The sequence below is a fragment of the Hugenholtzia roseola DSM 9546 genome (genome assembly GCF_000422585.1).
Classification (GTDB): domain Bacteria; phylum Bacteroidota; class Bacteroidia; order Cytophagales; family Bernardetiaceae; genus Hugenholtzia; species Hugenholtzia roseola.
Genome location: NZ_KE383886.1, coordinates 144,602 through 164,203, shown reverse-complemented (window position 1 = coordinate 164,203; position 19,602 = coordinate 144,602). Strand labels below are relative to the sequence as shown.

At 43.6% G+C, this 19,602-nt stretch carries 19 protein-coding genes and 2 pseudogenes; 9 read left to right on the top strand and 12 right to left on the bottom strand.

Annotated elements, in window-relative coordinates:
* The 6 genes and pseudogenes from G500_RS26095 to G500_RS26595 all read left to right on the top strand — a co-directional run.
* Positions 1 to 212, top strand: a pseudogene (locus G500_RS26095) (hypothetical protein); the annotation flags it as partial.
* A 153-nt stretch (positions 213 to 365) separates the two neighbouring features.
* Positions 366 to 578 (top strand): PD-(D/E)XK nuclease family transposase, encoded by a 213-nt coding sequence (locus tag G500_RS26315; protein ID WP_211220180.1) that lies wholly within the window; start codon positions 366 to 368, stop codon positions 576 to 578.
* The gene (locus tag G500_RS24335; RefSeq protein ID WP_211220179.1) at positions 550 to 1,272 is read left to right on the top strand and encodes an Rpn family recombination-promoting nuclease/putative transposase; all 723 of its coding nucleotides are present in this window, start codon (positions 550 to 552) and stop codon (positions 1,270 to 1,272) included. The genes G500_RS26315 and G500_RS24335 overlap by 29 nt, the downstream gene beginning before the upstream one ends.
* A 212-nt stretch (positions 1,273 to 1,484) precedes the next feature.
* Positions 1,485 to 1,721, top strand: a complete 237-nt coding sequence (locus tag G500_RS0119430; RefSeq protein ID WP_027003748.1) for an AbrB/MazE/SpoVT family DNA-binding domain-containing protein — start codon at positions 1,485 to 1,487, stop codon at positions 1,719 to 1,721.
* A gap of 1 nt (position 1,722) precedes the next feature.
* On the top strand, positions 1,723 to 2,049 hold the full coding sequence (locus tag G500_RS0119425; RefSeq protein ID WP_035758150.1) for a type II toxin-antitoxin system PemK/MazF family toxin: 327 nt from the start codon (positions 1,723 to 1,725) through the stop codon (positions 2,047 to 2,049).
* A 420-nt stretch (positions 2,050 to 2,469) separates the two neighbouring features.
* A pseudogene (locus G500_RS26595) lies at positions 2,470 to 2,721 on the top strand (adenine-specific methyltransferase EcoRI family protein); the annotation flags it as partial.
* Positions 2,722 to 2,817: 96 nt separating this feature from the next.
* Here G500_RS26595 and sdaAA read toward each other — a convergent pair.
* On the bottom strand, positions 2,818 to 3,729 hold the full coding sequence (gene sdaAA, locus G500_RS0119415) for an L-serine ammonia-lyase, iron-sulfur-dependent, subunit alpha (RefSeq protein ID WP_027003745.1): 912 nt from the start codon (positions 3,727 to 3,729) through the stop codon (positions 2,818 to 2,820).
* 262 nt (positions 3,730 to 3,991) lie between these two features.
* A complete protein-coding gene (locus tag G500_RS0119405) occupies positions 3,992 to 5,047 on the bottom strand; it encodes an RluA family pseudouridine synthase (protein ID WP_035758147.1) in 1,056 nt (351 codons plus the stop codon).
* A gap of 182 nt (positions 5,048 to 5,229) precedes the next feature.
* On the opposite strand from G500_RS0119405, the gene G500_RS25335 reads away from it, so the two are divergent.
* Both G500_RS25335 and G500_RS24325 read left to right on the top strand, forming a co-directional pair.
* The gene (locus G500_RS25335; RefSeq protein ID WP_051203922.1) at positions 5,230 to 5,688 is read left to right on the top strand and encodes a GNAT family N-acetyltransferase; all 459 of its coding nucleotides are present in this window, start codon (positions 5,230 to 5,232) and stop codon (positions 5,686 to 5,688) included.
* A gap of 125 nt (positions 5,689 to 5,813) precedes the next feature.
* Complete coding sequence (locus G500_RS24325; protein ID WP_035758145.1) at positions 5,814 to 7,040, top strand: alpha/beta hydrolase; 1,227 nt, start codon at positions 5,814 to 5,816, stop codon at positions 7,038 to 7,040.
* 162 nt (positions 7,041 to 7,202) lie between these two features.
* Here G500_RS24325 and G500_RS0119390 read toward each other — a convergent pair whose 3' ends face one another.
* From G500_RS0119390 to G500_RS0119340, 9 genes are all read right to left on the bottom strand, one after another.
* Positions 7,203 to 8,390, bottom strand: a complete 1,188-nt coding sequence (locus G500_RS0119390) for a TRAP transporter substrate-binding protein (RefSeq protein ID WP_027003742.1) — start codon at positions 8,388 to 8,390, stop codon at positions 7,203 to 7,205.
* Between the two features lie 37 nt (positions 8,391 to 8,427).
* Positions 8,428 to 9,750, bottom strand: coding sequence for a TRAP transporter large permease (locus G500_RS0119385; RefSeq protein WP_027003741.1), 1,323 nt, complete (start codon positions 9,748 to 9,750; stop codon positions 8,428 to 8,430).
* Positions 9,751 to 9,811: 61 nt separating this feature from the next.
* A complete protein-coding gene (locus G500_RS0119380) occupies positions 9,812 to 10,342 on the bottom strand; it encodes a TRAP transporter small permease subunit (protein ID WP_027003740.1) in 531 nt (176 codons plus the stop codon).
* A 215-nt stretch (positions 10,343 to 10,557) separates the two neighbouring features.
* Entirely contained in the window at positions 10,558 to 10,758 is a 201-nt protein-coding gene (locus tag G500_RS0119375) for a hypothetical protein (protein ID WP_027003739.1), read from the bottom strand.
* Positions 10,748 to 11,632, bottom strand: a complete 885-nt coding sequence (porN, locus tag G500_RS0119370) for a type IX secretion system ring subunit PorN/GldN (protein ID WP_027003738.1) — start codon at positions 11,630 to 11,632, stop codon at positions 10,748 to 10,750. The genes G500_RS0119375 and porN overlap by 11 nt, the downstream gene beginning before the upstream one ends.
* Positions 11,633 to 11,989: 357 nt before the next feature.
* Entirely contained in the window at positions 11,990 to 12,988 is a 999-nt protein-coding gene (locus G500_RS0119360) for a Smr/MutS family protein (RefSeq protein WP_027003736.1), read from the bottom strand.
* A 113-nt stretch (positions 12,989 to 13,101) separates the two neighbouring features.
* Positions 13,102 to 14,391, bottom strand: coding sequence for a serine hydroxymethyltransferase (locus G500_RS0119350; protein ID WP_035758142.1), 1,290 nt, complete (start codon positions 14,389 to 14,391; stop codon positions 13,102 to 13,104).
* 174 nt (positions 14,392 to 14,565) lie between these two features.
* Complete coding sequence (locus G500_RS0119345) at positions 14,566 to 14,964, bottom strand: PAS domain S-box protein (protein ID WP_035758223.1); 399 nt, start codon at positions 14,962 to 14,964, stop codon at positions 14,566 to 14,568.
* 123 nt (positions 14,965 to 15,087) lie between these two features.
* Positions 15,088 to 16,215 (bottom strand): glycosyltransferase family 4 protein, encoded by a 1,128-nt coding sequence (locus tag G500_RS0119340; protein WP_027003733.1) that lies wholly within the window; start codon positions 16,213 to 16,215, stop codon positions 15,088 to 15,090.
* A 699-nt stretch (positions 16,216 to 16,914) separates the two neighbouring features.
* On the opposite strand from G500_RS0119340, the gene G500_RS0119325 reads away from it, so the two are divergent.
* Entirely contained in the window at positions 16,915 to 19,203 is a 2,289-nt protein-coding gene (locus G500_RS0119325; RefSeq protein WP_027003732.1) for a RelA/SpoT family protein, read from the top strand.
* 158 nt (positions 19,204 to 19,361) lie between these two features.
* Here the strand turns inward: G500_RS0119325 and G500_RS0119315 are convergent, their stop codons facing one another.
* Positions 19,362 to 19,568 (bottom strand): PID-CTERM protein-sorting domain-containing protein, encoded by a 207-nt coding sequence (locus G500_RS0119315; RefSeq protein WP_035758140.1) that lies wholly within the window; start codon positions 19,566 to 19,568, stop codon positions 19,362 to 19,364.
* Between the last annotated feature and the right edge of the window lie 34 nt (positions 19,569 to 19,602).

The following is a 19,602-nucleotide window of genomic DNA, read 5'->3' as shown; positions in this document are numbered from 1 at the left end:
CCGACGAGGAAAAGAAAATGTATGACCGCTTTCAGGAAAATAGGCGTATCGAAATCAGTGTGGAATACACGGCAAAGTTAGAAGCAAAGCAGGAAGAGAAAGTTGAGATTGCGAAAACTGCCATTAAGAAAGGTTTTGATAGTGAAACGATTGCAGAACTAACAGGTTTAAGTATTGAACAAATAGAGCAACTGCGAAATACGAAAGAATAAAAACTGTACCTAATTACGCAGTGCAAAGAAAGCAGTGTATCAAGTACGCCCTTCGCAAGGATTTTTCCGTTGTCATCAATTTTAAAAAAACGAGTTCTCAAAAAACATTCTAAAATTTTGTAACTTTGCAATAACAGATAACAAAATACTACAATGGCAAAGTACATCAATCCATATACAGACTTTGGTTTTAAAAAACTCTTTGGCGAGGAAGCGAACAAAGACCTTTTGATTGATTTTTTGAACCAACTTTTGCCTACACATCATCAAATTGCAGAGTTGAATTTTCGCAACGTAGAAAGTTTAGCTGATTTGTCGGCAGAAAGAAAGGCTATTTTTGACATTCATTGCAAGGCTAACGGGTGAATGGAATTTCGCAGAAAGAAAGGCTATCTTTGACATTCATTGCAAGGCTGTTTCAGGCGAGCGGTTTATCGTAGAAATGCAAAAGGCAAAAGTAAAATACTTCAAAGACCGAAGTTTATTCTACGTAACTTTTCCCATTAGAGACCAAGCCCAACAGGGTGATTGGAATTTTAGGTTAGAACCCATTTATTTTGTAGCAATTTTGGATTTTGAATATGATGAGGCAGAGGAAAGGCGAAAATTTAGGCGTGATGTGGCTTTGAAAGACCAAGACGGAGATGTATTTTTTGATAAATTGCATTTCAAGTTTTTGCAAATGCCTTTGTTCAATTTGAAGGAGAACGAACTGAAAACGAAGTTTGACAAATGGTGCTACTTTTTGAAAAACTTAGAAAGTTTTGACCATATTCCAAGTATCCTTAACGAGCCTATTTTTCAAAAAGCCTTCGGAACTGCGGAGTTAGCAGGTTTAAGTGCCGAACAGCGTGCCATTTATGAAGAAAATCTTATTCAATATTGGGGCATGAAAAGTGCGATTGAAACAGCCAGAGAAACGGCAATCGAGGAACGAGAAATTGAGATTGCGAAAAGTCTTTTGGAAACACGACTTTCAAATAAAGAAATTAGCAAGCACACAGGTTTAACAGTTGAGCAAGTAGAGGCTTTGCGTAACGAAAAAAAGCAAAACCGATGAAAACATTAAGTTTGCCAAAAGGCAAACAGATATGCTTAATTTAAACTTTTGCACTTTCTATAAATTTTTGTGAGTAGAAAGGAAAGTAGTATCAAATCCGCCCTTCGCAAGGATTTTTCCGTTATGCCCCACTGCAAAAGCAAAGTACAAAAAGTACAACCAAACAAACAGTAATTACGTTGTAAATACAAGCAATGCAAAACCTAAGGACTATGCAAGTTTCAGTAATACAGATTGGCAACTCAAAAGGCATCAGGATAAGTAAAAACCTCTTAGATAAGTATCAAATTACTGACAAAGTAGAACTTATTTTAGAGAATGATTATATCATCTTAAAACCTATTTCTGAACCCCGAAAAAATTGGGAAGCTGCCTTTGCAGAAATGCACCGTAACGGGGACGACACGTTACTCATTGATGGTGTTCTTGACGACGAAAATTGGGACTAAAATGATAAATTATTTGCAGTATGACATTGTTGTTGTCAATTTAGACCCAACAGTAGGCAGTGAAATCAAGAAAAAACGCCCCTGCCTGATTGTTTCGCCCAATGAAATGAACAAGTATTTGGCAACGATTGTAGTTTGTCCGATAACTTCGCAATCAAGAAACTATCCAACAAGGATAAGTTTTGATTTGGAAGGGCAAGAGAATTGGATAGTCATAGACCAAATTCGCACCATAGACAAGAGTAGGATAACAAAAACGATAACACACTTAGGCGAAGAAACCATTGAAGAAGTGAAAGCAGTCATCAAGGAAACCTATGTGGATTAAAAAAACACAATAATATCCAAACTAAAAAACATGCTCTCAATATTGGGACTTGCTTTTTCTTTTTTTGTATCTTTGTAAAAACAGAAAACTATTTACTTACGAATAGCCCTACAAATTTTGGCAACAAAAAAGTGAAAAAAACTTGCGCCCTTTGGGGAAAAGGTGTAACTTGCAACGGTGAAAAGCCTACCCCCCCGTTGTTTGCAGTGTTCCCATAACCCAAGAATAAACTAAGTGTTAGGCTTAGCCTGCGACTAAGACTTATCCATTCAGCAAATCTTAGATTTGCAGGACTGTTACTATCAAAACATCTAAAAAATAGCATTTTGTATAAGTTTTTTGCTATTTTTGCAGTATCTTGCAATGCAAATCTAAGATTTGCCCTATTGACAGGTCGTAGTCGGAGACTACGCCCAACGGGGAGTACCGATAACATTTCTACATAAATTTAATCCTGAACAATTTGAACTTATTAAATTCAGAAAAGGCAATGATGGAAAAGACTTATCTATAAATGGCAAATGTCCGTATTTTAGAATACTTATCAAAAATAAAAAAATACAGAACAAATCAGAAGAAAGCAGAAATAAAGCCAATAAGCAGCAGTATATTTCTGAAAAAGCAGATTGGTACACCACCCCCCCCCTTTCCCTAAACTTTATACGGGAATAAAGGCGTAGAATTGTTTTTTTTCCGCAATCCTATCGAAAAAATGGTGTAGAAATAACATCTCTTTGGGAAATGTTATTTCCTTTTGTTTAGAAAGATTTACTTTTCCGATTCTTGCTCGTCTTCCATCATTTCAATATCGCTAATCAGGACACTTTTGGCAATGCGCTGCCCTGTGGGAGTAGCCGCCAAGCCGCCCAAAGCGGTTTCTTTGTATCGCACCTCCATGCTTTGCCCAATTTCGCCCATCGCCGCCACACACTCATCTACGGGAATAACCGCCCCTACGCCTGCTAAGGCAATTTGTGCCGAAGAAAAGGCTATCGCCGCCGCACTCGCATTTCTGACAACACAAGGCACTTCTACAAGCCCTGCCACAGGGTCGCAGACCAGCCCCAACATGCATTGTATCGTAATCGCAACGGCATTGAAGACAGCATCAATATCGCCCCCCAAAATAAAGACCATTGCCCCCGAAGCCATCGCTGCCGCACTGCCCGTTTCGGCTTGACAGCCACCGACCGCCCCTGCCAAAGAAGCCTGCTGCTCGATGATAAGCGCAATACCTGCCGACACCAACAAGCCTTCTAAGATGCGCTCTTCCTCGATGTCGTGAATTTTTTGTAGCGTATAAAGCGTACCGGGCAAAATGCCAGAAGCCCCTGCTGTGGGTGCAGCTACAATACGCCCCATACAAGAATTGACCTCTTTGGCAGCTAAGGCACGCGCGATAAGTTGCTGAAATTCAAGCGATAAGACAGGCGTAGGGTACTGATAGACACGCTTTGCCCCATTGTTTATCATACCCGAACGCGAGGTCATGTCTTCCTGCAAACCCGTTTCTACGGCTTCGCTCATGACGCGATAGGCTTTGCGCAAATGCGCCCAAATTTCGGCTTCGCTGCGTCCGCGCAAATTCATTTCATAGTCTAAAACAGGCACATAAAGGGCTTTCTGCTCCTGCTGACAATATTTTTTCCAAGCCTCGAAGTTATTAAAGAGAAGTTCCATAGAAAAGCAAGTTTGAGAAAGGGTGTGGGCAACTGCAAAATTTTAGAAACAAACAGCAAGCAAAACTTGTGTAAAGGCAAATTTCTTAAAGTTAGCACTTTTTTGGATAGAAAAGCGCAGGGAAAAGAAAAAACCTCGCCGACGGGCAACGCTCTTATTGATGGTTGGAAAAAAAACCTCGCCGACGGGTAACGCTCTTATTGTTTAGTTGTAAAGAAAAAACCTCGCCGACGGGCAACGCCCTCGGCGACGGTTGCAAATCCTATACATATTTAACATACTTTTCCCATCTTTCTAAAACAGTGGTAAAATCTTCGGGTAGTTCGGATTCGAATTGTACCCAACGCTCATCTTTTGGGTGCTTAAAGCCCAAAGATTTGGCGTGCAGTGCCTGTCGGGGCAAAATATCAAAGCAATTTTGAACAAAGGCAAGGTACTTGGAAAACACTGAACCCTTGATAATGCGCGTACCACCGTAGGGGGCATCTCCAAAAAGCGGATGTCCGAGGTGCTTCATGTGGGCGCGAATCTGGTGCGTTCTGCCTGTTTCGAGGTTGCATTTGACCAAAGTTACATACCGCAATCGTTTCAAGACTTGGTAGTGTGTTACGGCATGTTTGCCTCTGCTGCCGTCTTCTTCTACTATCATAATGCGCCTATCGTTTTTCCAACGCGCCAAATGTCCGCGTATCGTGCCTTTGTCCTCTTTGACTTCGCCCCAAACTAAGGCGTAGTAGGTGCGCTCGATGGTATGGTGAAAAAACTGTTTGCCTAATTTATCGCGTGCATTTTCATTTTTGGGTACGACCAAAAGCCCTGTGGTATCCTTATCCAAACGGTGCGACAAGCCAAAAAAAGGTAGCCCCTGTTGCTGTAAATAATGCACTACGCCATTGGCAAGCGTACCCGACCAATTTTCGGAAGCAGGGTGCGCCACCAAATTTGCAGGCTTATTGATAAGCAAAATATCGTCGTCTTCATAAAAAATAGAAAGCGGAATTGCCTCTGGCTCTACATTCTTCATATCGCGCACAGGTTCGGGCAAACAGACCGTAACGACATCGTGTGGGCGCAATAAGTGGTTTGGCTTGACGGCTTTTTCATTGACCTTGACAAATTCGCCCTTAATGGCATTTTGCAGGCGATTGCGCGTAACGCGATGCAAGCGAATGACCAAAAACTTATCTAAACGAATTGGCTCCTGCCCGCCATCAACCAAGATGCGATGGTGTTCGTGGAGCATTTCATCGTCGTCATCATCGGTGGGATTGAAAGAGAGAGATTGCTCGTCGTCTAAAATTTCGGTTAGGTCGGACATGGGAAGGGTATCGATTAGAAACTTTTGATTAAAACTCTGGATTTTTTCGCAAAGGTACGGAAAAAAGGGGACAAGCCGCCGCAGAATCTGATGCTGCCTCGAACCCAAAGCAAGGATTTTGTTGTTGTTGTTTTCGAAAAAAATCCAAAACAGACTTCAAACAGACTTCAAACAGACTTTAAATGATACAGATTGAACTACTTTCGCCTGTTGCTGTGGCAGATTTTCGCACCTTCGTTTGCCTTTTGGCAGAAGCCTTTGAAACGCCTCATTTCGAACTGCTTTCCGAAGAAAAAGCAACAAAAATCTTAGCAAGACCCGATTTTAGGGCTTTTGTAGCCAAAAAAGAAAACCTCATTTTGGGCGGACTTACACTCTACCTGCTCGAAGATTGTTATCACAACCAAGACAAAAAATTGGCGTATCTCTATGATATTGCCGTTGTGGAAAAACATAGAGGCAAGGGAATAGGGTCAAAATTATTAGACTTTACAAAATCTTACCTTAAAAAAGAAAATATATCTGAAATCTTTGTGCAAGCCGAAGCCGACGACCAAGACGCAATCGCTTTCTACCGCAAACATCTGACAAAAAGAAAAGACGTGGAATTGGGCGTAGCTTATTTTTCCTTTGCCTTGTGAAGTTTTTTTCTTGTGCCTTAGAAAAATAAAATCAGCCCCTTCATAGGATAAGTTAAGATAAGTTGAATTCTTTGTCGTAACTTGCTTTTCTTACCGAAAAACTTTTCGCCCTTTTCCCTCTCTTTATGCCATCTGACCATAAAAATCCTACTCCCACGATAACCGAAGACTTACGAGGTGCAGGGCAGCTCTCTACCGAAGCGGTACTTGGGATTGTGCAAATTGTTGAAGCCCTACACGCCCGCATATCTGCCACCGCACTTCTACAAGGCAATCCACGCCTGCAAAGAACCAGCGGCATTGCGCGTTTTGTGTATTGGCTTATCCGCCGCATTACCCTTTTAGTGGGGGCAGGTGTAGATAAATCGCTTGGGCGGCTTGGTAAAATACTCAAAAAGACCTCCTCTTCACAAGCTCGCGAAGTTGTCGTTTCGGCTCTCAATGGGGTTTTGGGCGACTACCTCGAAGGCAGGAAAAACCCGTTAGCAATTATGATGCAGTTTAGAAAAAATGGCATCTCGCTAAAAAATCTTACCCTAACGGAAGATTTGGAAAAAACAAAGGGCAGATTGATGATTATGGTGCATGGGCTTTGTATGAACGACTTACAATGGCTCTACAAAGGTCAGAACCATGGCGAAGCTCTTGCCCAAAAACACAACCTCACGACGCTTTATCTGCACTACAATACAGGCAGACATATTTCTGAAAATGGCAAAAGTTTCGCTGCCGCCTTAGAAAATTTACAAAAAAGCTACCCCCAAATCACTGAAATCTACCTACTCACGCATAGCATGGGCGGACTTGTGAGTCGAAGTGCTTTGTATTATGGCAATCTGGTGCAGCACCACTGGATAGGAAAGGTACGCAAACTCTTTTTTCTCGGCACACCCCACCATGGCGCACCGCTCGAAAGGGCAGGCAATCAGATAGACAACATCTTGGAAATACACCCTTATAGTGCGCCCTTTGCGCGTTTGGGCAAAATCAGAAGCGCAGGCATTACCGACCTTCGCTATGGCAATATCATAGACGAAGATTGGCAAGATGGCGATAAATTTGATGCCAACTTGCGTAGGTCAAAGCCTATTCCCCTGCCTACACGCTTGGCTTCTTATGCCATAGCAGGACTTGTTTCGCAGGAAAATCAAGCCCATTTGCTACCCGAATGGGTAGGCGATGGCTTAGTACCACTTGGCAGTGCGCTGGGCAAGCATCAAGACGAAAAATGGCAACTCTATTTTCCCGCCCATCGTCAATACACCTTAAAGGGCATCAACCACCTGCAACTGCTTGCAAGTCAGGCAGTTTATCAAAAGCTCGACGAATGGTTGAGCCATACCGACCTATAAAATTTGGTTTAAATCCGTTTTGGGTCTGAAAATACTTTCTTATTTCAATCCACTTCGGGTAAGACCTAAGTTTTCGCTGCCTTAGCCACTATTTTTTAGTAGGTTGTTTGAAAAAGGTACTCAAAAACCCTTCTCCGACTAAGAGAAGGGTTTGTTTTGGGCTTATAAATAGGGTTGAATGGCAACTTCCGAAGTCTGATTCCAAGCACTGATGCCTTTTTTGAAAGCCAATAGGCTATCATAGACTTTTTTGGCGGCAGCGTCTTGTGTAGCTACTTCGTTTAGGATTTTGTCAGTAGCGGTTTTAGCAGCCTTCAAAACTTCGTCGGGGAACTTGACCAATTTTACGCCTTCCTCGTTGATAAGTTTTTGTAGGTACTCATTATTCTTGGCTTCAAATTGTGAAAGCATCCAATGATTGGCACGATAGGCGGCTGTGCGGACAATTTCTTGCAAATCGGCAGGCAGTTTTTCGAAGGCTTGTTTGTTGATGATAACTTCGAGGGTTGTTCCCGGTTCGTGCCACCCTGGATAGTAGTAGTATTTCGCAATTTTATGGAAACCTAAGGTATAATCGTGATAAGGACCAATCCATTCGGCAGCGTCGATTACGCCACGTTCGAGGCTTGTATAAATTTCGCCCCCTGCAATTTGGATAGTTGCGCCCCCCAATTCGGTAACGACTTTGCCGCCCAAGCCGGGCATGCGCATTTTGAGTCCCTTCATATCGGCTAAGGATTTAATTTCTTTATTGAACCAGCCGCCCATCTGCACGCCTGTATTGCCCCCAGGAAGCGGCAGCACATTGAAAGGCGTGTAGATTTCCTCCCAAAGAGCCATGCCGCCGCCACTAATTAGCCAAGCGTTCATCTGTTGTGCGTTCAGACCAAAAGGCACAGCGGCAAAAAAGTTGCTTGCAGGGATTTTGCCCCCCCAATAATAAGAAGCACCATGTCCCATCTGAATAGCCCCATTGCTTACGGCATCAAAAAGTTCGAGGGCAGGGACTAATTCACCGCCGCCATAGACCTTGATTTTGAGCCGTCCTGCCGACATTTTGTCTATCCAATCAGCCATGAGCTGCACGCCTTCACCCACAACGGGAAAGTTGGGAGGCCAAGTAGTGGCGCATTTCCACTCTATTGTGGCGGCGTTGGCAGCACCTGTGGCGGCGGTATTTTCGGTTGTGGTTTCTTGTTTCAAATCCTGACGGCAGGCGGCTAATCCTAATAGCGAAAAGGCAGCCGAGCCTTTCAAAGCCTGCGAAAGAAACTTGCGGCGCGAAGAAGCCTTTTGCTCTTCTTTATTTTCCGATTGCGGCGGCTGTGGCGGAGTGTGTTGAGGTTGCATCTTTTGTGTTGTTTTGGGTTAGAAAAGAGAAATTTGACTAAGAATTGAGGTAGTTGGGCAGCCAAGTAGCAATTTGAGGGTAGAAATAAACGATTGCTAAGAGTGCAATTTGAATGAGCAGAAAAGGAATGATGCCTTTGTATAAATCGCTGGTCTTGACCGAAGGCGGCGCAACGCCTTTGAGGTAGAAAAGCGAAAAGCCGAAAGGCGGCGTTAGGAAAGAGGTTTGTAGGTTCATCGTTATCAATATCCCGACCCAAAGCAAATCTAAGCCGTAGGCTGCAAAAATGGGCGTGAGAATCGGAACGAAAATAAAAATAATTTCTATAAAATCTATAAAAAAACCTGCAATAAAAATCCCAAGCATGGCTACCAACACAAACATAGGGGCAGAAAGTCCGCTTTGTGTTACGGCATTGACAATCATATCATCACCTTTGAGTTCGCGAAAGGTAAGACTAAAAGCCGATGCGCCTACCAAAATCATAAAGACCATAGAAGTTAGGAAAGTGGTAGTACGCGCCGTTTCTTGTAACATCTTGAAGGAGAGTTTGCGCCTTAAAAGTGCCATCAAGATTGCCGTAAATGCGCCAATGCCTGCCGCTTCGGTGGGGGTTGCGATGCCTGTAAAAATCGAACCCAAGACGGTTAGGATAAGTAAAAAAGGCAAGATGAACGCCGAAAAAATGCGGCTACCTTGTCCTTCGGTGCGAAATTCGGCTAACTCTTCATCAGTGGCAGCAGGGGCAGATTGCGGTTTGAGGTAGGCAAAAATTAGCACATAGAGCATATAGGCAAAAGTTAGGAGCAGCCCTGGTATGACAGCCCCCATAAACATATCGCCCACAGGCACATTGATGACGCTACCCAACAAAATCAAGACCACGCTGGGCGGAATGATTTGCCCCAAAGTGCCTGCCGAGGCAATTACGCCTGTGGAAAGGGTAGCAGGGTAGCCCCTTTTGAGCATGGCAGGCAGACTAATAAGCCCCATTGTTACCACCGTTGCGCCGACAACCCCTGTTGAGGCTGCCAATAAAAGCCCCACTACAATCACCGCCAAAGCCAAGCCGCCTTTGAGTTTGCCCAACATCAGAGTTAGGGTTTGGAGCATGTCTTCGGCTATGCCCGATTTTTCTAATATCACGCCCATAAAAATAAAAAGAGGGACAGACAAAAGCACAATATTTTGCATTGTACCATAAATACGCAACGCCAAAAGGTCTAAATACCCAATCCCCAAGAGTGCAATTCCTACCAAAATAGAAACCCCACCTAAGGTAAATGCCACAGGGTAGCCTGAAAATAAGACCGCCAAGATGAGCAAAAAAAGCAAAATGGCAAGTAGTTCTAAACTCATAGTAAATTATTGTTTTTATTGGAATGTGTTGAATAGAAGTAAGGCAGAGAAGCCTTGCGCTTTATTTTGTGGCTTCAAAATCTTCTTTGTAGAAAATAAAGTAAAGCGACTTTCCCATCTGCGCCAAGCCCTGTATCAAAAGCAGTACGGCGGAAGCAGGAATGACCGATTTGATAAGGAAACGATAAGGCAGCCCGCCTGCGTCAGGCGAAACCTCCTGCGTTACCCAAGCATTATAGACCAAAGGTTGCGAAATGTAAATCAGCACAATACAAAAAGGAAGCAATAAGACCAGATGTCCGATAAGATTAAGCCAAGCCTTTCCCAGCGGCGAAAAATTGCTATACAGCACATCTACGCGCACGTGTTGTTCGTTGCGAAGGGTATAGCCTGCCCCCAAAAGGAAAATCATAGAAAAGAGATGCCATTCTAATTCGGGAAACAAGGCACTCCCCGTTTTAAGCAAATAACGCGCAAAGACATCGATACAAACGACTGCCACCAATGCCACCGTAAGCCAAGCCAAAGCGCGTCCGAGGTATTCATTGAGGCTATCGAGGAAAAACAAAGAGCGGTTCAGGATTTTTTTCATCTGTGTTGGAATTGGTCTGTGTTGGTATTGGGTAGGAAAAGGCAGAGTAGCCCCAAATAAGTTGGGGTTTATTTTTTAGAGCTAAAAAATGAAGGCGGTCTAAAAAGAAAAGAGTAGCCTAAAAGCAGGTTTGTTCTTAAAACTATTCGCTAAAAATCGATAAAAGGCAGGGAAAAAAGTGAATAAAAGCCGTTTTTCCGTATAAAGTAGTGCATCTAAATAGATAAGCCAAATTTGTGTAAAGTTGTTCGGCTCTCCAAATCCAAATTGTAAAAAAGAGATAGTTTTGAAAAATAAAAAAAGATAGCCTTTTCAATGAAAAGACTATCTTTGAGGTTTGCCCCCCCATTGAGGCACTCTATTAAGTGAAATAAAATAGGCGAAATAAAATTGAAGGTGTGCTTTTTAGTTTTCAAATAGGTTGTTTTCACGCTCTATCGTTTGGGCTTCGTACCTATCGCTCTCGATAAGTGCTTGATGGCTATCACCTTGCACAAGGTCGATGAGATATTCGTCGTCTATGTTATCGTATTTGATGATTTTGGCACTAAAAAGGCGCAAGTCGAAGGCTTCTTCCAGATTTCTATGTTCGCCGCCATTTTTAGCATTGTACCAAATGGCTTTCGGATTGTCGCGAAAAAGCAGTTCTACCACTTCTTTGTAGCTAAAAGTAGCCAAAGGCATTTCCAAGCCTGTGTTCGGATTGAGTTCGGCAGGGATATAGAGCGTAATTGCTTGAATGTCGTGAATTTGGCGGGCGCGTTTTTTATCAAAAATAAGATTTTCTTTTAGCTCCAAAATATAAAGCTGTTGCGGCATAAATTCCTGCGCTTCCACTTCGGCGGCGGCTTCGGTATCCCAGCCTTCCATTACCCAGTCCGTTTCGTCTGTTCCCCAGCTCTCGATAAGGGGGTCTTCGGGCAACCCTTCGGTAGGAATTTTGAGCCTTTGAAAAAAAGTTTCATAACTCATGCGCGTGCGAAGCGAATCGTTTTCGTAGGGACGAATAATTCCTAATTTAGTGGCTTCGATAAGCAGTCGCGTAATTTCATTTTGGCGTGCAAAAAGCGGCTTGTTTTGTTTTTCTTTCAATGAAAGGCGATACCAAAGTGTCTTTTGGAGAGCGATGTCCGACTCTGCCACAGGGCGCAACGAGTTGGCATTGTAGCCTTCTTCGCCACGCCAAAGGGTAGAAAATTCGTCTGTTTGTGCAAAACTATTTTGCAAGGGTGTCAGCGTCAGGGCAAGACAAAAAACAAGCGCAAGCGAGAAAAAATGAGGAGCTTTCATGGTATGAAGTATTAAAAGGTTCAAGTTAGGTAGTAAAACGTAGCCAACAGGGTGTCGCTTTGTTTTGCTACTAAGATGCAGCCCTTTGTCAGATTCCATAGAAAGCCTGAAAAAAATGCGAAAAAATATTTTTTACCTATCAGAAAAGCCTGCTGATGGCACTTTTGCTGCAATCAAAATCCGAAAGCCCAATAGAGAAGGGCATTAAATTCTATGAAAACGCCACTTTTTCAAATCTAACCCAAAATAAAATTTGGCTCAAATCTTACTTTGGGTCTAAAAAATCGTTTTTACTTCAATCTCAATTCGGACAAGGGCAAACTTTACCCCTACAAGTGTCAATAATTTTTAGTTTTTTTATTTAAAAGTAATCGTAGTTGCGCCATACCCGAATTTATCGCGTTGTGAATCTTCGTAATACTTCACATACGGATTGCGGCTCACACGCTTTTGAATTTCAGCCCTCAAAATACCTGCCCCTACGCCATGGATAAACGTAATTTTTTCCATACCCGAAGCAATCGCCCTATCAAAGATATGCTCGAAATGTTCTATTTGCATTTTGAGAATCGCCTCCGAAGTCATGATGTCGTAGTGTGGCGTGAGGGCTTCTATGTGAAGGTCGATTTCACGCGCAGGTCGTTCTATTTCAAATGCTTTTTCGAAAACGGTTTTGCGCTCCATCATAATTTCCTTCAATTTTTCTGCCTCCACAGGGCGCAGAGGCGGCGTTTCGATGGGGTCGGGCAGTTTGTAGCGGCTATCCAAAGAGTATAAAAAGGCTTCTTTATGAAGCAGAGGTGCTATGCGCTTGGTCTTGAAAAACGAAGTGTTGAAGGTTAGTAGGAAATGCAGTGGCAGTTGTGGCTCATGTAAGGTTTGCTTAAAAAAGATAACTTGCGCATAGATAGGCTTCCAATTTTTAAAATCCTCCAAAGGCAGGACATGCACCTTTTGTAGTTTCTGACTTTCTATTTTTCCTGCCTGAATCCCAAAAAAGTTTTGGTCTTGCTGTTCGCCAAAGGTAAAAAGTAGTTCGTGCGGCGTATGATTGATGATGTATAAATTGAGCAACTTGTCGTTGAAGGGTGCGAATGCCAAAAAAACGCCTTCCCCGATGGCGCGACTTTGTGCCAAAACGGTAGGACTTGGTGGCGCAATCGGCTCTATTTGAGCAGGTTTGGCATCTTTAAAATAACGCTCCTCGTCTTTTTGTACGATTGCCACTTCACTGCGCAAAACGGGTATGCGGAAGCCCTCGTCTATTTCTACCTCTATTTGCTGTTTATCTATGATTTGTGTGATAAACCCCTCTTCTCTGCCTGAAAGCAGACGCACTCTATCGCCGATATTCATTTTTGGTAAGATTTGATAAGTAAGTTTTTTAGAAAAAAACAAGAAAGCAAACCCCAAAACACCTCTCGCTTGGGGTCTGCCTGCTTTTGTGTTCGCACGCTACAATAAGGCTTTTAGACCGTTTCGGTTTCCATCTTGAAAAGTGGAAAGCCTTGCATCAGACGATTGACCTCTTTTCTAAGGTTTGATAGTTCGGTTTCGTTCTCATGGTGCATAAGGGCGCGGTCTATCAAATCTACGATAGCCTCCATCTCACTTTCGCCCATGCCGCGCGTCGTGATGGCAGGTGTGCCAATGCGCATGCCCGAAGTAACGAAAGGCGATTTGTCGTCGAAAGGCACCATGTTTTTATTGATGGTGATGTCGGCTTTGATGAGCGTATTTTCTGCAATCTTACCTGTTAGATTTTTGTTGCGCAAATCAATAAGCATCAAGTGGTTATCTGTGCCACCTGAAATAATTTGATAGCCGCGCTCTGTAAAGGCTTTTGCCATCGCTTGGGCATTTTTCGCCACCTGCTTGACATATTGGGCATATTGTGGGGTTAGGGCTTCGCCAAACGCAACGGCTTTGGCAGCAATAATATGCTCTAAGGGACCGCCCTGCGTACCGGGGAAAACGCCACTATCCAAAAGTGCCGACATCATTTTGAGATTGCCCTTCATATCCTTTTCACCGAAAGGATTTTCAAAATCTTTGCCCATCATAATAATTCCACCACGAGGACCGCGCAAGGTCTTGTGCGTCGTGGAAGTTACGATATGACAATGCTGCAAGGGGTCATTGAGCAAGCCTTTTGCGATAAGCCCCGAAGGGTGCGAAATATCCGCTAATAGCAAAGCCCCCACTTCGTCGGCAATCTGACGCAAACGCGCATAGTTCCAATCGCGCGAATAGGCAGAAGCACCACAGATGATAAGTTTGGGCTGCTCTACACGTGCCTTTTCTGCCACTTTTTCCCAATCTATCAGACCTGTTTCACGCTCCACACCATAAAAAGAGGGGCGGTATAATTTACCCGAAAAATTGACGGTAGAGCCATGCGTAAGGTGTCCGCCATGCGAGAGGTCGAAGCCCAAAATTTTATCGCCTGCATTTAAAATTGCCAACATAACGGCTGCATTTGCCTGTGCGCCCGAATGAGGCTGCACATTTGCCCAGGCTGCGCCAAAGAGCGTCTTCAAACGGTCTATCGCTAACTGCTCGATTTCATCTACCACTTCGCAGCCGCCATAGTAGCGTTTTTTGGGTAGCCCTTCGGCGTACTTATTCGTCAGGACGCTTCCTGCCGCCTCCATCACCTGCGGAGAAACGAAATTTTCAGAGGCAATTAGCTCAATGCCGTGCATTTGGCGATGGGCTTCGCGCTCGATGAGGTCAAAAATTTGGGTATCGCGTGTCATATCTTTGAGAATTGAAAATCGAGAAAGTGTCGGTGTGGGAAAAGTTTTCAACGACAAAGATACAAAAAAACAGTGCAGTGGAAAATGATAGCCGCGATAAAATCAGACCAAACCCAACAAAATTTGGCAAGGGCAAGACAAAAAAAGTAAAGACAAAATAAGACAATTCCGCCTTTATTTTGCCTCGAAAGGCTCGATGAAAGTGAGTTTGTGTGGCTTTCCGTCGAGGGCGTTGGTATAGCGAGCATCTACGTTGATGTTCATCAAAGAGCCATCTTTTCGTCTTACCGTCCAGGTGCGTGAAATTTCGCGCTGCTCATCAATAAACTTATCGTGCAGGGTTTTGAGCAAAGTCTGGTCATTGTTCTGCACAACGATAAGAAACGACTGTCCCACCAACTCCTCACGCGCATAGCCGTAATACTCACAATAGCGATTATTGACGGCTACAAAAATGCCATTTTCATCTGTAACACAAATGCCATACTCACAGGCATCGATGATTTCTTGGATTTGTTCGGGTGTGGCATTGATTTGGTCGCGAATACGCTTTGTAGTTAGAAGATTTACCATCTTATTTTGGGGATAAAGTTTTAGTAAAATTTTAGTAAAAATTTTGGCAAAAACGGCATAGAAACGCTTGCCCAACCGCCTTTGAAGGCTCATGCCGACAAAAGCGGTCTGCTACCGTCTATTTTACTGCAAGGTAATAATTTGTAGGGCTTGTTGGTACTTTTCGATGACAATTTTTTGGTCAAATCGCATTTCTACCAATTTTCTACTCTGTTTTCCCATTTGCTCACGCGCTTCTGCGGGTAGGGAAAGCAATTTTTGCATTTTATCCGCCAAATCATAAGCGTTTTTCACTTCACAAAGAAAACCATTCAAACCGTCGTCGATGGTTTCTCTACACCCTGGCACGTCGGTAGCGATAAGCGGCTTTCCCAAACTTGCCGCCTCCAAGAGTGTGCGAGGCGTACCTTCGCGATACGAAGGCAGGACAACACAATCGGCTTGTGCCATAATGGGGCGCACATCTTCTACCGCTCCCAAGTATTCTATCAGCCCTTCTTTTTGCCACTTGTCTAATTCTTTTTCGCTAATACCCAAGCCCTTAGAAGTTTCTATTTTACCTAAAAGTTGGAATTTGGCATGTATGCCCTTATCGCGCAGCAAGCGAATTGCCTCGATGTACTCCAAGATGCCCTTATCGTATAAAAGCCGCGCCACCATCAAAAATTTAAAGGGTTCGCGTTTTTGGGTAGGAAGGGGGTTTTGTACCCAAGTGGGTCTGAAATATTGGGTATCGATGCCCGAACCGGGTAGGATTTCGGTTTTTTCTGCCTTTACTAATTTTTTTTCTAAAAAAAGCTGCTTGTCGTCGCCATTTTGAAAAAATACCACATCGGGGAAACGAAAAGAAATGCGATACAAGAGATGCGCAATTTTAGAGCTAAGTCCTTTTCTGATAAAGACCGTTCCCAAGCCCGTAACGTTGTTGATAGTGGGAATACCCAAAATTTTAGCCGCCAACGTGCCGTAGATATTGGGTTTGATGGTATAATGCAAGACGACATCTAAGTCCTGCTCCTGATAAATGCGATAAAGACGATAGATGAGTTGTAGGTCGGAAAAAGGATTGGTGCTTTTGTTGCCCATGCGAAGGGGTACAAAATCGCAGCCCATCTCCCTCAATCGCTTTCCATAGCCATCTTCGGGCGCAATAGCAACCACCTGATGCTCATTTTCCAACAAGGCGCAAACCAAGCCACGACGGAAATTATAGATATTCCACGCCGAATTTATGACAACTCCTATTTTCATATAGAAAAGAAATTTGAAGCCGCTGCCATTTGTAGGCATCAAGCCATCTAAAACAAAAGCGCACGTTTTAGCGGTTGTGTATCAAAAGAAGGGCAGCACCAAAGACTTAAAAGATTTTAAAAGCAAAGGTAGCAATGTTTCAAGTGTTGTGGAAAGGCTTAGGTGGGGAATAAAACGCAAAGAGGCTTCGTAGGTACTAAACTTTGAACAAACAAAGTTAGCTTTTTGTAGTGATATAAGGAAGTTTGAAGAAAAAATGTAGAAAAACTTTGTATGACAAAATCTTGAAAGCCAAGATGCAGTAGAAGGCGAGTAATTTAGAAGGGTGAAAAAAGGGGCTTTAACAAATAGATTTCAAAGTCTTGCTTTCAAAAAACAAGCCAAGTCTTAATTTATATTAAATCGGGGAGCAGCAAAAAGCAGGATTTTCATACGTCTGTACGTTGTTTTGAAAAAAGGAAAAATCGCTGGCAAGGAACTTTATTTTTGGGCTTTTGCGAAAAGCAGATGGAAATTTCATTTTTTTTTAGTAAATTGAGCATAAAACCACCAGTAAGCGAGGGCTTGTATTCGCAATTTGCCTCCCTACTCTTTGTCGTTCTCTGTGTTTTTTCACCCTACTCACGCTTTCCCAATCCTGTTTATCCTTCTTATTTTACAAAACTACTTTTACAAAACAACAGTTTATAGAGAAAAGATATGAAAGCACCCAAATCAATTACCCAAACAAAAGAATTAGAGTCTGCCCTGCCTGATGCTGTGCCGTCGAGTCCGCCCACTTTTTTAGACCAACAACGCCAAGAACAGGAGAAGAAAGAAATCTTGCGCCGCTATCGCGCCCTGCTTCGCATTGCCCGCCCTCATTTAAGCGGCGATGATGCCAAAAAAATCAAGAAAGCCTTTGAAATTGCACACGACGCGCACCAAGGGGTACGCAGAAAATCGGGCGAACCTTACATCTACCACCCCTTAGAAGTGGCGCGAATTGTCGTAGAGGAGATGGGCTTAGGCACAACGTCCATCATTTGCGCCCTACTACACGACGTAGTGGAAGATACCGAAGTCAAGTTGGCAGATATAGAACAGGTCTTTGGAAAGAAAGTATCGCGCATCATCGATGGGCTAACCAAAGTGCCTGCCCCTACCCAGATGTTTGGTATCAATAAGTCGGCGCAAGCCGAAACTTTCCGCAAAGTCTTGATGACCATTTCGGAAGATATTAGGGTAGTTTTGATTAAAATTGCCGACCGCCTACACAACATGCGCACCTTAGAGAGCATGAGCAAGGAAAAGCAGCTCAAAATTCAGGCAGAAACCCAATACATCTACGCGCCCATTGCACACCGTTTGGGCTTGTATAATATCCGTTCCGAACTCGACGACCTGTGTCTAAAATACGCCAACCCCGAAGTTTATCAGGACATTATCTCTAAAATTGCCAAAAGCAAAAGTGCGCGAACACGCTTTATCAATGAGTTTAATAAGCCCATTATCGAAGCCCTCGACCGCTTAGGTTTGAAATACGACATCAAATCGCGCCTCAAAGCCGTTTCCTCTATTTGGAACAAGATGCAAAAGCAGAAAGTGCCATTCGAGGAAGTCTTCGACCTCTTTGCCATTCGTATCATCATCGATACGAGCGAAGGCGATGACGAAAAAGCCGCCTGTTGGCGCGTGTATTCTATCGTTACCGATTTTTATCAGCCCAATGTAAGCCGCCTACGCGATTGGGTGAGTGTGCCAAAGGCAAATAACTACGAATCTTTGCACACAACGGTCATGAGCCGAAAAGGGCAGTGGGTAGAAGTCCAGATTCGCACACGCCGCATGGACGAAATTGCAGAAAAAGGCTACGCCGCCCATTGGAAGTACAAAGGGGGCAACGACAAAGGTGAGCAGGGTATAGAAAAATGGATTGCCAAAGTGCGTGAAACGATTGAAAATCAAGACCTTTCTGCCTTAGAGATGGTCGATAACTTTCGCGCCGAACTCTTTGATAAGGAAATCTATGTTTTCACGCCCACAGGCGATTTAAAAGTCTTTCCCAAAGGCGCAACCATTCTCGACTTTGCCTTCGACATTCATTCGGGCTTAGGCGAACACTGTTTGGGCGGCAAAGTCAATCACAAACTTGTACCGCTCAACTATCAACTTCAAAACGGCGACCAAATCGAAATCTTGAAATCTTCGAAACCTAAGGTAAATGAAGATTGGCTCAAATTTGTTTATACGGCGCGTGCCAAACAGAAAATCAAGCAGGCACTCAAAAAAGACCACAAAGCCCTTTCCGATTCGGGCAAGGAAATCATCTCACGCAAGCTCAAACAGCTCAAAATTCAGATGACAGACGAGGTCTTGGGGCAGCTTACTGACTATTTTGGGCTTTCTACGCCCACCGACCTTTTCATCAAAGTAGGAAAAGGGGAAATCGACCACACACAAATCAAAAAATTTAGAGAGGAAAGCGAAAAGCACAAAGACGCGCCCAAAGATGTCAAAGAGGTAAAAGAAATTTTACAAAAGGAACACCAAAAAGACGTGCTTGTTATCGGCGACGGAAAAGCAGGCGTAGAATATGTACTTTCACAATGTTGCAAACCCATTGCAGGCGATAGCATCTTTGGTATCGTAACGGTAAGCAGGGGGATTCGAATCCACCGTACCGACTGCCCCAACGCAACGGCTATGCTTGCCTCTTTTGGCGATAGGGTCATCAAGGTACAATGGGCAAAGGATAAGCCCAACAAGTTTGATGTAAGCCTGCATATTATCGGCACAGACCGACAAGGACTCATCAACGACCTGACTTATATCATCTCACACGCGCACAAAGTCAATATCTGCTCCTTGAACATTGGCACACAAAATGGAAACGTCTTCGATGGGCGCGTTACGGTGAGCGTATCTAATTCCCAACAGGTGCAAAATCTGGTAGAGGACATCAAACGGATTGAAGGCGTAGTAAATGTGCATCGTTTTGATGAATAGCCTAATTTGTCAAATCTTATTTTTTAAACTTATTTGTCAAGTTTATTTATCAAGTTTATTTGCGATTGTATCACAACCTAAAAGACAGCCTAAAAACAAACCCCGTCGGCAAGAGATAGACCTTACCGACGGGGTTTTTATTTGACAAAGGTGAGCCACTAAGCCTCGCCCTTTTGACTTTTGCGATAGTCGTATAATTTTTTTGCACCATAGGCTGCACCTGCGGCAAGCAAAAAGGTAACACCGCCATCTATCGGCACTGCCGTTACGACAGGAGGAGGACCGCCACCACCCGGCTGTGCCAAAAGCGAAGGCGTAAGGGCTACCAAAGCCCAAGCAAAGGAAATCCAAAACTTTTTGTTCATATTTGATTTTTTTGAGATGGAAAAAGCCCCGACA

Bases quoted from the DNA above. Each gene is read 5' to 3' on its own strand.
- G500_RS26315 (WP_211220180.1), top strand. From the start codon at position 366: ATGGCAAAGTACATCAATCCATATACAGACTTTGGTTTTAAAAAACTC.
- G500_RS0119430 (WP_027003748.1), top strand. From the start codon at position 1,485: ATGCAAGTTTCAGTAATACAGATTGGCAACTCAAAAGGCATCAGGATA.
- G500_RS0119425 (WP_035758150.1), top strand. From the start codon at position 1,723: ATGATAAATTATTTGCAGTATGACATTGTTGTTGTCAATTTAGACCCA.
- sdaAA (WP_027003745.1), bottom strand. From the start codon at position 3,729: ATGGAACTTCTCTTTAATAACTTCGAGGCTTGGAAAAAATATTGTCAG.
- G500_RS0119405 (WP_035758147.1), bottom strand. From the start codon at position 5,047: ATGTCCGACCTAACCGAAATTTTAGACGACGAGCAATCTCTCTCTTTC.
- G500_RS25335 (WP_051203922.1), top strand. From the start codon at position 5,230: ATGATACAGATTGAACTACTTTCGCCTGTTGCTGTGGCAGATTTTCGC.
- G500_RS24325 (WP_035758145.1), top strand. From the start codon at position 5,814: ATGCCATCTGACCATAAAAATCCTACTCCCACGATAACCGAAGACTTA.
- G500_RS0119390 (WP_027003742.1), bottom strand. From the start codon at position 8,390: ATGCAACCTCAACACACTCCGCCACAGCCGCCGCAATCGGAAAATAAA.
- G500_RS0119385 (WP_027003741.1), bottom strand. From the start codon at position 9,750: ATGAGTTTAGAACTACTTGCCATTTTGCTTTTTTTGCTCATCTTGGCG.
- G500_RS0119380 (WP_027003740.1), bottom strand. From the start codon at position 10,342: ATGAAAAAAATCCTGAACCGCTCTTTGTTTTTCCTCGATAGCCTCAAT.
- porN (WP_027003738.1), bottom strand. From the start codon at position 11,632: ATGAAAGCTCCTCATTTTTTCTCGCTTGCGCTTGTTTTTTGTCTTGCC.
- G500_RS0119360 (WP_027003736.1), bottom strand. From the start codon at position 12,988: ATGAATATCGGCGATAGAGTGCGTCTGCTTTCAGGCAGAGAAGAGGGG.
- G500_RS0119350 (WP_035758142.1), bottom strand. From the start codon at position 14,391: ATGACACGCGATACCCAAATTTTTGACCTCATCGAGCGCGAAGCCCAT.
- G500_RS0119345 (WP_035758223.1), bottom strand. From the start codon at position 14,964: ATGGTAAATCTTCTAACTACAAAGCGTATTCGCGACCAAATCAATGCC.
- G500_RS0119340 (WP_027003733.1), bottom strand. From the start codon at position 16,215: ATGAAAATAGGAGTTGTCATAAATTCGGCGTGGAATATCTATAATTTC.
- G500_RS0119325 (WP_027003732.1), top strand. From the start codon at position 16,915: ATGAAAGCACCCAAATCAATTACCCAAACAAAAGAATTAGAGTCTGCC.
- G500_RS0119315 (WP_035758140.1), bottom strand. From the start codon at position 19,568: ATGAACAAAAAGTTTTGGATTTCCTTTGCTTGGGCTTTGGTAGCCCTT.